Annotated in this window: 7 protein-coding genes; 5 read left to right on the plus strand and 2 right to left on the minus strand. The window is 43.1% G+C overall.

The window, feature by feature from the left end; all coding sequences use genetic code 11:
- Window positions 1-20: 20 nt before the first annotated feature.
- Window positions 21-2,819 (minus strand): 2-oxoglutarate dehydrogenase E1 component, encoded by a 2,799-nt coding sequence (locus OQ279_RS01650; RefSeq protein ID WP_266068019.1) that lies wholly within the window; start codon window positions 2,817-2,819, stop codon window positions 21-23.
- A gap of 113 nt (window positions 2,820-2,932) precedes the next feature.
- Between OQ279_RS01650 and OQ279_RS01655 the strand changes: the two genes are divergently transcribed.
- Window positions 2,933-3,469 carry an alpha-ketoglutarate decarboxylase gene (locus OQ279_RS01655; RefSeq protein WP_266068020.1) on the plus strand — a complete coding sequence of 179 codons (537 nt, stop codon included), beginning with the start codon at window positions 2,933-2,935 and terminating at the stop codon, window positions 3,467-3,469.
- 5 nt (window positions 3,470-3,474) lie between these two features.
- Here the strand turns inward: OQ279_RS01655 and OQ279_RS01660 are convergent, their stop codons facing one another.
- On the minus strand, window positions 3,475-4,449 hold the full coding sequence (locus OQ279_RS01660; protein ID WP_266068021.1) for a polyprenyl synthetase family protein: 975 nt from the start codon (window positions 4,447-4,449) through the stop codon (window positions 3,475-3,477).
- 157 nt (window positions 4,450-4,606) lie between these two features.
- On the opposite strand from OQ279_RS01660, the gene OQ279_RS01665 reads away from it, so the two are divergent.
- The 4 genes from OQ279_RS01665 to OQ279_RS01680 are packed head-to-tail and all read left to right on the plus strand — an operon-like array spanning window position 4,607 to window position 11,222.
- Complete coding sequence (locus OQ279_RS01665; protein WP_266068023.1) at window positions 4,607-5,215, plus strand: TetR/AcrR family transcriptional regulator; 609 nt, start codon at window positions 4,607-4,609, stop codon at window positions 5,213-5,215.
- A complete protein-coding gene (locus OQ279_RS01670) occupies window positions 5,212-6,573 on the plus strand; it encodes a TolC family protein (RefSeq protein ID WP_266068024.1) in 1,362 nt (453 codons plus the stop codon). Before OQ279_RS01665 ends, OQ279_RS01670 begins: the two co-directional genes overlap by 4 nt.
- A gap of 22 nt (window positions 6,574-6,595) precedes the next feature.
- Window positions 6,596-7,768 carry an efflux RND transporter periplasmic adaptor subunit gene (locus tag OQ279_RS01675; protein ID WP_266068026.1) on the plus strand — a complete coding sequence of 391 codons (1,173 nt, stop codon included), beginning with the start codon at window positions 6,596-6,598 and terminating at the stop codon, window positions 7,766-7,768.
- Window position 7,769: 1 nt separating this feature from the next.
- A complete protein-coding gene (locus tag OQ279_RS01680) occupies window positions 7,770-11,222 on the plus strand; it encodes an efflux RND transporter permease subunit (RefSeq protein ID WP_266068028.1) in 3,453 nt (1,150 codons plus the stop codon).
- Window positions 11,223-11,348 lie beyond the last annotated feature (126 nt).

An 11,348-nucleotide genomic window follows, 5' to 3' on the forward strand; every position in this document is an offset into this window, starting at 1 on the left:
ACTGTTGGCAAATTTTCTAATTACTTAACAGTGACCTCTAAGGTCTTATCAAAAACAGATTCTATTACTTTTTCGTGACGTTTTTTAAACCTCACCGAGCTTCCTGCCGCCGGCGAACCGTAAAACTTCCTGCTACATACTCTAAAGTTCTTTGTCTCCTCTAAATGTAGCAACAAATGGCTATAAGCTCCCATGTTTCTTGGCTCTTCCTGTGCCCATACTACATCATCGGCATTTTTGTACTTGCTAATTACAGCCTTTATTTGTTCTGCCGGTAGCGGGAACAACTGCTCAATTCTAACCAGAGCCACATCATCACGTTCTAATTCCTCTCTACGCTCAAGAAGATCATAGTAGAATTTACCGGTACAAAATACTAAAGATTTTACTTTATCGGCTTTAGCTTCAGCATCATCTATAAGCGGCTGAAAAGTTCCGTTAGCAAACTCTTCTTTTGTAGAGACTACTTTTGGGTGCCTAAGCAAACTTTTTGGAGTAAAGATAATTAATGGTTTTCTATAGTTCACCTTCATCTGCCTTCTCAACAGGTGAAACATATTCGCAGGCGTGGTAACATCGGCTACAAACATATTGTCTTTAGCACATAATTGCAGGTATCGCTCCATTCTTCCTGAAGAATGCTCTGCACCCTGACCTTCATAACCATGAGGCAGGAACATCACCAATCCATTCTGAAGCTTCCATTTATCTTCGGCTGCCGAAATATACTGGTCAATCATAATTTGAGCTCCATTACTGAAGTCCCCAAACTGTGCTTCCCAAATAGTTAAGCAGTTAGGACTTGCCATGGCATAACCATAATCAAACCCTACAACCCCATATTCAGATAAAAGCGAATTATATACTTTAAAGTCACACGAAGAACCTTTTCTGGTATCGCAGATTGTGCCTTTGATCTGGTTCAACAGGATGATCTCTTCTTCACTGTCTTCTACCTTAACTACGGCGTGACGGTGAGAAAAAGTTCCTCTTTCAACATCCTGCCCGCTCATTCTTACATAGTAACCCTCTTTAATAAGAGTACCGTAGGCCAGTAATTCGGCCATACTCCAGTCAAGGCTATTGCTTTCAAAGAACATGGTGCGACGAAGCTCCACCAGTTTCTTAATTTTTCTAAGGAATTTTTTATCTGAAGGAAGCTCTGATACGGCCTGGGCCACTTCGGTAAGCACTTCCATATCAATGGTAGTATCTACCTCTTCCATCATGCGGGATTCATCTACATGCTCAAAACCTTCCCACTCATCCTGCATAAAAGGAGTGATCCTGGTCTTTTCCTCTTTACGGGAATCCTCGAGATTCTCTTCCAGCTTTGCCTTATACTCTTCTTCCAGTTTCTTCACATGAGAATCATCAATAATTCCCTGTTCCTGAAGTTTTTCAGCATAAATATCCCGTGGGTTACTATGGCTGGCTATGGCTTTGTAAAGTTTTGGCTGGGTAAATCTTGGCTCATCACCTTCGTTATGCCCGTATTTTCTATATCCCAGAAGATCTATAAAGACATCTTTCCCAAATTGCATCCTAAAGTCCAGTGCAAAAAGTACGGCATGTACCACAGCTTCCACATCATCGGCATTAACGTGCAGTACAGGAGACTTGGTAACCTTAGCCACATCTGTACAATAAGTGGATGAGCGGCCATCAAGATAGTTGGTAGTAAAACCTATCTGGTTATTCACTACAATATGAATGGTACCGCCGGTGGTATAACCTTCCAGCTGTGACATTTGAACAATCTCATAGACAATACCCTGCCCGGCAATTGCTGCGTCACCATGTACAATAATAGGCAGAACAGCATCGGCCTTATTTTTATAGTGTCGGTCTTGTTTACCACGGGTAATTCCCTGCACCACGGCCCCTACTGTCTCCAGGTGGGAAGGGTTGGGGGCGATGTTTATGTTGATCTCTTTCCCGTTATCGGTCTTGCGACAGGAAGTCCATCCCAGGTGATATTTTACATCCCCGTCAAAAACATCTTCTTCATAATCTTTGCCGTCAAATTCAGTAAAAATGTCTTTCGCACTTTTTCCGAAGATATTGGTAAGGGTACTAAGACGCCCTCTGTGGGCCATCCCCATCACAAAATCTTTCACACCCAGGTCGGCCGCTTTTTCAATGATAGCATCGAGCGCCGGAATCAAACTTTCTCCTCCTTCGAGAGAAAACCTTTTCTGCCCAACATATTTAGTATGAAGAAAATTCTCAAAAGAAACTGCTTCGTTGAGTTTCTTTAGAATATGCTTCTTTTGCGGCGCAGTAAAAGCAGGTTGATTTTCATTTATATTTAGCCTGTCCTGTATCCACTTTACCTGTTCAGGATTTCTAATGAACATATATTCTACGCCAATAGAATCACAATACACCTTGCGAAGGTGCGCTACAATCTCTCTAAGGGTAGAAGGTCCTAATCCTAAAATATCGCCCGCATTAAAAACAGTATCGAGGTCACTCTCACTGAGGTCAAAATTCTGAATATCTAACGTGGGGCTATATTTTCTTCTTTCCCGTACCGGGTTGGTCTTTGTAAAAAGGTGGCCGCGACTGCGATATCCTTCGATCAACTTTACCACCCTGAATTCCTTAAGTACAGAATCGGACATTTCTACCGGCTCACCGCTTTCGGGGTGTTCAACGTATGTCTGTCCATTCCCCGAAGTCTCCAAACCAAAGTCAAAACCCTGGAAAAAAGCTCTCCAGCTGGGTTCTACACTATCGGGATATTGCAGGTACTGGTCGTAAAGTTCAGCGAAATATGCTGTATGTGCAGCATTTAAAAATGAAAATTTATCCATAATATGAAACTACCTGTTTCTTTTTTGTAAAACGTTACAAAAGTACAATTTTTAAAAAAGAAGCACAGGAGCATTTAATATATTTACCTTATACCTTAAAAACTTTTAACATTATGAACTTCTTTCTCAGTAACAAAAAGAAGCTTTTGCTTTTAATTATAGCGCTATATTCCACTCATTCATATTTGGTTGCACAGGAGAGAGAGGTGCCAAAAAGGACATTTTTGGAAGATGTTCGTTTTGGGGGAAGTTTGGGCCTAAATGTTAATAATGGTTACTTCAGCGGATACATAGCTCCAAAAGCCATCTATGATTTTAATTCTTATGCTTCTGCAGGAGTTGGCCTTTTGGGTTCTTATAACAATACTTCCCGCTACTCCTCTTATACAACCGGCGGCAGCCTTATTGGCTTACTTCGGCCTTTAAACCCGTTACAGCTTTCCGCAGAATTTGAAGAACATTATGTCTCGCGAAATTTTGAGCTGGTCGGGGCGAATAAAAGCGATTCCTACTGGTATCCGGGGCTTTTCCTGGGTTTGGGCTATGTTACAGGCCCCGTGAGCATAGGCGTGCGATATGATGTGCTGCACAATGATGAAAAAAGCATTTACGCAAACGCTTTAATGCCATTTGTCACCGTATATTTCTAATATTTTTAGACCTGCCGATCCATCAGGCCTTTTCCGAAATTGTAGAGCGGCTTTTTTCTTTCTTCCGGAATTTGCAATTCTTCGAGCACCTCAAATGCCTTTGTAGTGTACTTCTCAATTTCTTTACGCGTAAGTTCAGCCGCACCACTACTCTCAAAAAGGCCTTTTACAGTCTCCACTTTTGAGCTGGGGTCGGGCGGATTTATTGAATAAAGATGTTCCAGCTGCATAGCTTCACGTGAAGCTGCATGTTGTAGAGAAGACAGGTAGAGGAAGGTCTTTTTATTTTCAATAATGTCACCCCCAACCTGTTTTCCGAAAGAATCGGGATCTCCAAAAGCATCGAGATAATCATCCTGCAATTGAAATGCGATGCCCAAAAGACGCCCAAATTCATAGATCCTGTCACAATTTTCTGCGGAAGCTTCAGCAACAATAGCCCCCATTTTTAAGGAAGCCCCTACAAGCACAGCGGTTTTGTATTCTATCATTTTAAGATAGTCATCGATGCTGACTTTCTCCTGAACTTCAAAATCCATATCATACTGCTGGCCCTCACAAACTTTTATGGCTGTGCTCGAAAACAACTCTGCCAGTTGCCTGAAGGTTTCTCCCGGATACTTCTCAAATAACTGGTAAGCCTTAATAAGCATGGCATCGCCTGAAAGTATACCGGTATTGATATCCCAGCGTTCGTGCACCGTTTGCTCTCCCCTTCTCAAGGGAGCGTCATCCATAATATCGTCGTGCACCAGGGAAAAATTATGAAAAACCTCTATAGCCAAAGCAGCATCAAGCGCTTTTTTACTGTCACTGCCAAGAATCTCTGCCGCCATTAAAACCAGCACAGGCCTTACCCTTTTGCCTCCCAGCCCCAAAATGTAGACCATAGGATCATACAAATTTGCAGGTTCCTGTTTAACGATGTTCTGGGATAAGTAATCTTCAAATTCCTGACGATAGCGGTCTACTGTGAGCATAAATAGATTTTGTGCTAAAATACCAAAACAAGAAGAAAAATATCAACAGCCGCAAAATTTACTTTTCTGCCCAGGCAAAGATCATCTGTAAACTAAGGAAACTTTAACTGTTTTTAAAGTTTCCATTATTATCTTTGCGGCCTTATAATATCCTCTTTTGAAGAATAAAATTGTAGAAAAAGCGGCCGACATGTTTATCACTCTGGGAGTGAAAAGCGTGACTATGGACGAGATTGCTGCCGAACTTGGTATCTCCAAGAAGACCATTTACACTCATTTTCCCACCAAAATCAAACTAATTGACGCCACAGCCGATTTTGTATTTCAAAATATTGCTGAAGGGATTGAGCAAATTAAAGCTAAAGACAAAGATCCCATAGCCGAATTATACGCTATTAAAGAATTTGCCTGCGCTCATTTAAAGCACGAAAAAACTTCACCCCAGCACCAATTGCAGAAATATTATCCGAAAGTTTTCTTAAAGGTAAGAGAGAAGCAGGGTGAAATGCTCAAGGAAATTACTAGAGACAACCTCAAAAAAGGGATTGAAAAAGGCATTTATCGCAGCGACCTTCCCGTAGAGTTCATTAGCCGAATTTACTTTGTAGGTATTCTTGGAACCAAGGATCACGAATTTTTTCCCGAACCTCAATTTGCTCCACATCAACTTACAAATATGCATTTAGAGTACCACCTAAGGGCCATTGTAAGCCCAAAAGGCCTTAAAAAACTGGAAAACTATATAACCGCAAGCAGCACAACATGAAACACTTGATATTCTTATTCAGCAGTCTGCTCTATATTCAAGCCTGGACTCAGGAACCCCCGGCGCAGCCGCTACCCCTTTCGCTGGAAGAAGCTATCGCTATTGGCCTGGAAAACAATTATTCTTCCCTGAAGTCTGAAAAAGAGGTTGAAAAAGCTCTCGCTCAAAAATGGGAAATCATTTCACAGGGTTTACCACAAATATCTGCTAACGCCGATTATCAGAACTTCGTCAAGCAACCGGTCACGCTTATTCCGGGGGAGATTGGCGGCGGTGAACCTGGAACATTTGTTCCGGTACGCTTTGGCACCAAACAAAACCTGAGTGCCACTGCTACCTGGCAGCAGCTTATTTTTGACGGCTCCTATATTGTGGGCGTGCAATCGGCCCGCACCCTGCTTCAAATCTCCAAAAATGCCAAAATCAAGACCGATTTAGAAGTGAGAAAGGCTATTATCAACGCCTACGGGAATGTGCTCATGGCCCGCGAAAGCGTTGAGATCCTTGAGAACAATCTCGAGAATGTGACAAAGAATCTCAATGACACCCAAAAAATCTTTGAAAATGGCCTTACCGAAGAGGAAGATGTGGAACAGCTAAAGATCACCCGGCTTAGCCTTGAAAACAATCTAAACCGTAACAGACGCATGCTGAGTATATCCCACCAATTGCTTAACATGGCCATGGGGCTTCCGGTAGAACGTAAAATAATTCCTACAGATGACCTTAACACTCTTGCACTTCAGTTTTATGATTTACAATTGCTGGAAGAAAGCATTCCGGTAGAAGAGAATATCGATGTACGCATCGCTCAGAATTCCGCAGAAGCCGCAAGGATCTATGTGAGATTAGAAAAGGCCAAAGCGCTGCCAAGCCTCACCGGTTTTATTAACTACGGCACCAACGGCAACAGCGACTCCTTCACCTTTTTCAATGATGATCAGGTATATTACCAGCAATCTATTTTAGGGATAAGCCTTAACGTGCCTGTGTTTAGCAGCGGGATGAGAAACGCCCGCACCAAGCAAAAACAACTGGAATACGACCAGGCCATGCTGGATCTTGAGGAAACCAGGAACCAGATCTCTCTGGAAATAGATGCCGCAAAAGCCGATTACCGCTACAGTCTTGAAAATTTTGAAACCCAGCAGGAAAGCCTGACCCTGGCCGAACGAATTGAGAACAAGAACCAGATCAAATTCTTTGAAGGCCTTGCCAGTAGCTTTGAGCTCAGCGAGGCGCAGCGGCAACTATACACTGCACAACAAAACCTGTTACAGGCCATGCTTGAGGTGATTAATGCTAAAGTAGAACTTGAAAACGTGCTGAGCACAAAAAAATATTCTGAAGAAGAATAACCAACAACGAACAGTCAAAAAAATGAAAAAGATAAACCTGATACCCGTAATCTTACTACTCCTAATTTCCTGCGGAAAAAGTGATTCTGTCGAAGGAATTATTGAAAGTGGCGACCTCAGCGAAATAAGGGCCAAAAAAGCCGATTTAAGTGCCAGGCAAAGTGAACTGTCTTCCCAGATCACAAAACTGGATGCCGCCATAGAAAAACTGGCCGGGAATAACGAATTTACCCTGGTAAGCACAAGAAAAGTCTCCGATTCCCTCTTTAAACATTATGTTGAGCTGCCGGGCGATGTAGAAACCCGCCAGAATATCATCATTTACCCCGAATTTTCTGGAATCCTTGAAAACATAACTGTAGAGGAAGGCGACAGGGTTCAAAAAGGGCAAATTTTGGCACGCATTGATGAAGGCGGCCTGTCAAGCCAGCTGGCACAAATGGAAGCCCAGGCATCCCTTGCCAAAACCACTTTTGAGAGACAACAAAGACTGTGGAACCAGAACATAGGTAGTGAAATACAATACCTGGAAGCAAAAACCAACTATGAGGCACTACAAAACTCGGTGCAACAAATGCGCTCGCAACTGGCCAAAACAGTAGTAAGAGCTCCTTTTAGCGGGGTAATAGATGAAATCTTTTCAGAACAGGGAGAAGTAGTTAATCCGGGGCAAAGCAGGCTTTTCAGGCTCATTAATTTGTCTGATATGTACATCACCGCCGCAGTACCTGAATCTTACCTGGGAACCATTAAAAAAGGAACCGAAGTAATGGTAGACATAGCGGCCACCGGCACTTCGTTTACCAGCACGGTGAGGCAGGTAGGAAATTTTGTGAATCCGGACAACAGGACCTTCGAGATCCAGATCGCAGTACCACCCAGCCAGGAGCAGGTAAAACCCAACCTTATTGCCAATGTAAGGATCAACGATTACACTTCTGAAAATGCTATTATTATTCCCGAAAATCTGATTCAGAAGAATTCTGCCGGCGAGAATGTTGCTTTCGTTGTTCAAAAAGAAACCGACAGTACAGGAGTAGCCCAAAAAAGGGTTTTAAAAACAGGAATGGCCTATGACAATGCTGTAGAAGTACTTTCAGGCCTTCAGGTGGGAGATCTACTTATTACCAGTGGCGCTCGCAGCATTCAGGAAGGGGAAGAGGTAGAGATAGCTAACCGCAAAGCATTGAACTAAGATGAAATTAGATAAAGAATTTAAACTTTCTTCCTGGGCTATAGACAACCGCATGACGGTGTATGTCATCGTCGCCATCATTCTTATTGGCGGCCTGATGTCTTACTACAGCATGCCGCGGGAGTCTTTCCCAGAAGTTGTAGAAACCAAGATCTACGTGAGTTCGGTGAACCCCGGGAATTCCGCAGAAGACGTAGAGAAATTCATCACCGAGCCTCTCGAGGAAGAATTCAACAACATTGCCGGTGTGCAGGACATCTCTTCTACTACCCTTCAGGATTACTCCCTGGTGATCGTGGAATTTGACGAGGATATTTCGGTAGATGCAGCAAAGCAAAAGGTGAAAGATAAGGTTGACCAGCAAAAAGCAGCAACCACCTGGCCCACGCTCGATAATGGCGCCAAGGTAGAACCAAACGTCTTCGACCTGAATATTTCCGAAGAAATGCCCATCCTAAACGTAAACCTTACGGGTGATTATCCGGTGCAGCAATTAAAGGAATATGCAGAATACCTGCAGGACAGGATCGAACTTCTTCCGCAGATAAAAGAAGCTTCTGTTAGGGGTGCCGAGGAGAAAGAGGTGGAGATCGCGGTAGACATTTATAAGATGACTGCTTCAAAAGTGAGCTTTCAGGATATTATAAGTGCCGTGAGCACAGAGAACCAAACCATCTCTGGCGGAAATGTGATCACAGGAGGAATTCAAAAGAATATTCGCATACTTGGAGAAATAACCAATCCCGATGAACTTAAGAATGTCATTGTAAAAAGGGAAGACGGAAATGTCTTTTTACGGGATATAGCAGAGATCAGGTTCCAGGAACAGGAACCCACCACTTTTGCACGGGAGCATGGAGAACCCGTGGTGATGCTCGATATCAAGAAGCGCGGGGGTAAGAACATGATCGAGGCCATTGAAAATATTAAGGCCATAGTTAAAGAAGAGCAGGAAACAAGCCTTCCCGACGATCTTCATATCTCCTTTACCAACGACCAGTCTACCACTACAGAAAATATGGTAGACGACCTGGTGAACAACATTATATTTGGGATCATCCTGGTAGTAGTGGTGCTCATGTTCTTTCTTGGTTTCCGAAACGCCCTTTTTGTGGGGTTTGCCATACCACTTTCCATGTTCCTTTCCTTTATTATTCTGTCAAGCATAGGCTTTACACTGAACACCATGGTGCTTTTTGCGCTGGTAATGGGGCTGGGAATGCTGGTAGATAATGGGATTGTGGTGGTTGAAAACGTGTACAGCCTCATGGACCAGGGCGTGCCAAGAATAAAAGCAGCAAAACAAGGGGTGGGTGAAATTGCCTGGCCTATTATTGCTTCAACCGCAACAACTCTTGCAGCCTTTTTCCCACTGGCATTGTGGCCGGGAACCATAGGAAAGTTCATGGTCTACTTCCCCATCACTTTATCTATTGTACTGGGTTCTTCCCTCTTTGTGGCATTAATTATCAATTCGATGCTGACTTCAGAATTTATGAAAACTGAAGAAAAGGAGCTCACAAAAAAGAAGCTTATTCGCATAAGTGCAATTTTGACCGGGGTGGGAATAATACTTCTCATCGCCGGATTTGTGCTTGACATGGGTGGCCTTAGGGCAGCGGGGAATCTCTCTATTCTTGCCGCTATTTTGCTGTGGGCTTATAAATATTTTCTAAGCAGCTGGGTAGATTTTTTCCAGTACAGGGCGTTAAAGAAACTGGAGAAAAAGTATGAAGCTACCCTGCGTTTTTCTCTCCGCGGAAAAAATTCTTACCTGGTTTTCTTCGGAACTTTAGCCATGCTCATCCTGTCCTTTATCTTGGTGAGTATTGTACAGCCGAAGGTGCTCTTTTTCCCTGAAAATGAGCCTAACCAGATCATTACCTATATAGAACTGCCTGAAGGAACCGATATCAAAAAGACCAATGAGATCACCAAGCAAGTTGAGCAGCAGGTTTATGAGGTGATAGAAAAGTATGAAGACGAAGACGGATACAATTTCATGGTAGAATCGGCCATCTCACAAGTGGGCCGGGGTGCCGGAAATCCGCAGACTGACGGGGGCCAGCAGAACGATATGCCTCACAAGGGGAAAGTCACCCTCACCATGCGGGAGTTTAAAGACCGCCGAGGGGTGAAGAGTAGCCATGTACTTTCGGAGGTTCGCGATGCCGTACAGGATTTTCCCGGGGCTTCGATCATTGTTGAAAAAGATGCTGCCGGGCCACCTGTTGGTTATCCTATCAACATCGAATTAAAAGGTGAAGATTATGAGCAAATGCTTATTACTGCCGAAAACCTGAGGAAGCAAATTGGGGAAATGAACATCCCCGGCATTGAAGAGCTGCAAATAGATGTGAACAAATCTAAACCTGAGCTCAACGTGCAGGTAGACCGCGTAAAGGCAGGGCAGCTTGGCGTCTCTACAGGTACAGTGGGACAAACTTTGCGAAGGGCAATTTATGGCGAAGAGATCTCTACCTTTAAAGAAGGTGATGAAGATTACCCAATTAATGTGCGGTTCAATGAAGATCTAAGGTATAACGAAAATGCCCTTTTTAACCAGCCCATCACTTTTAAAAACCAAAGCACCGGAAACATTGTACAGGTACCAATATCTTCGGTGACAAAAACTGAGCTGACTTCTTCCTTTAGTGCCATAAAACGGAAAGATCTAAAGCGTGTGATCACTCTGTATTCCAATGTTCTGGAAGGCTATAACGGAAACGCCATTGTAGAGCAGCTTCAAAAGGAACTCGCTTCTTACGATCTTCCAGAAGGGATTTCTCTTGAATTTACGGGAGAGCAGGAAAAACAGCAGGAAAATATGTCGTTCCTTCTAAAAGCCCTTTTAATTGGGTTAGGCGGAATTCTACTTATCCTGGTTGCCCAGTTCAACTCAATTCCAAAACCATTGATCATTCTCATAGCAGTATTCCTGTCTTTAGCAGGAGTCTTTCTTGGGCTGGTAGTATTCCAGATGGATTTTATCATAATTATGACCATGATGGGGATCATTTCGCTGGCAGGAATTGTAGTGAACAATGCTATTGTACTGGTAGATTATACCCAGATACTTATTGACCGCAAAAAAGACAGTCTTGGAATTGACGATAAAGACCTACTGACAAAAGGCCAGTATTTTGAGACGATTGTTGAAGGAGGCAAGTCAAGATTGCGGCCTGTACTTTTAACTGCCATTACGACAGTGTTAGGTCTCATTCCTCTCGCTATAGGACTCAACATAGATTTTTTCTCACTTTTCACAAATTACGATCCTCAAATATACATTGGTGGTGATAACGTAATCTTCTGGGGTCCACTGGCCTGGACGGTTATCTTCGGGCTTATCTTCGCTACCTTCCTAACACTGGTGGTGGTTCCCGCAATGCTTTATCTGGTGAACAGAGGCCGCGTAAAAGTGAGGAATAAGAGAGAAAAATTAACTGCTTAAAATGCCATTTTTGAACCTGAATATTAGAAACCTCCGGATAAATCTGGAGGTTTTTTTATATATAGGCAGTCTGGCAAAGTGTTTGGACACTTAAGGCAGGAACAATTTAATTATTAATTAAAATTC

This window comes from Salinimicrobium profundisediminis (assembly GCF_026241755.1).
Lineage (GTDB): Bacteria > Bacteroidota > Bacteroidia > Flavobacteriales > Flavobacteriaceae > Salinimicrobium > Salinimicrobium profundisediminis.

What these genes read in the sequence shown, in the direction of transcription:
- OQ279_RS01660 (WP_266068021.1), bottom strand. Translation starts at nt 4,449, where the DNA reads ATGCTCACAGTAGACCGCTATCGTCAGGAATTTGAAGATTACTTATCC.
- OQ279_RS01655 (WP_266068020.1), top strand. Translation starts at nt 2,933, where the DNA reads ATGAACTTCTTTCTCAGTAACAAAAAGAAGCTTTTGCTTTTAATTATA.
- OQ279_RS01675 (WP_266068026.1), top strand. Translation starts at nt 6,596, where the DNA reads ATGAAAAAGATAAACCTGATACCCGTAATCTTACTACTCCTAATTTCC.
- OQ279_RS01670 (WP_266068024.1), top strand. Translation starts at nt 5,212, where the DNA reads ATGAAACACTTGATATTCTTATTCAGCAGTCTGCTCTATATTCAAGCC.
- OQ279_RS01680 (WP_266068028.1), top strand. Translation starts at nt 7,770, where the DNA reads ATGAAATTAGATAAAGAATTTAAACTTTCTTCCTGGGCTATAGACAAC.
- OQ279_RS01650 (WP_266068019.1), bottom strand. Translation starts at nt 2,819, where the DNA reads ATGGATAAATTTTCATTTTTAAATGCTGCACATACAGCATATTTCGCT.